This window comes from Xenorhabdus yunnanensis, from assembly GCF_028598805.1.
Lineage (GTDB): Bacteria > Pseudomonadota > Gammaproteobacteria > Enterobacterales > Enterobacteriaceae > Xenorhabdus > Xenorhabdus yunnanensis.
Genome location: NZ_JAQRFI010000293.1, coordinates 1 through 296, shown reverse-complemented (window position 1 = coordinate 296; position 296 = coordinate 1). Strand labels below are relative to the sequence as shown.

The following is a 296-nucleotide window of genomic DNA, read 5'->3' as shown; positions in this document are numbered from 1 at the left end:
CCGCCGCCGGAAGCACTTTGCCGGCGGTCAAGCCCCAGTGTCACCAACGGGACAGGGGTATAGTTGACGCCGAGGGTAAAGGCGGCCGGGTTTTTCTGCCGGCGCGCTTCGTTCAGCAAGCCGACCTCATCCCCAAAATACTGCTCATAAATTAACTTACCGCCCAGTTGCGGGTAAGACGGAATATAGCCCTCCGCCCGCAGGTCAAAACCGTTGGCCGGGCGCTCTTCGTAATCTTTCAGCTTCCTGCCGTCTTTCCAGCCACTGGCGCGGAAATAGCCATTGGCGCCGAAGCG

Annotated in this window: 1 protein-coding gene; it reads right to left on the bottom strand. The window is 59.8% G+C overall.

Going from position 1 to position 296, the window contains the following annotated elements; translation table 11 throughout:
• On the bottom strand, positions 1–296 hold a 296-nt coding region (locus tag PSI23_RS22300), incomplete at both ends, for an inverse autotransporter beta domain-containing protein (protein ID WP_273557078.1).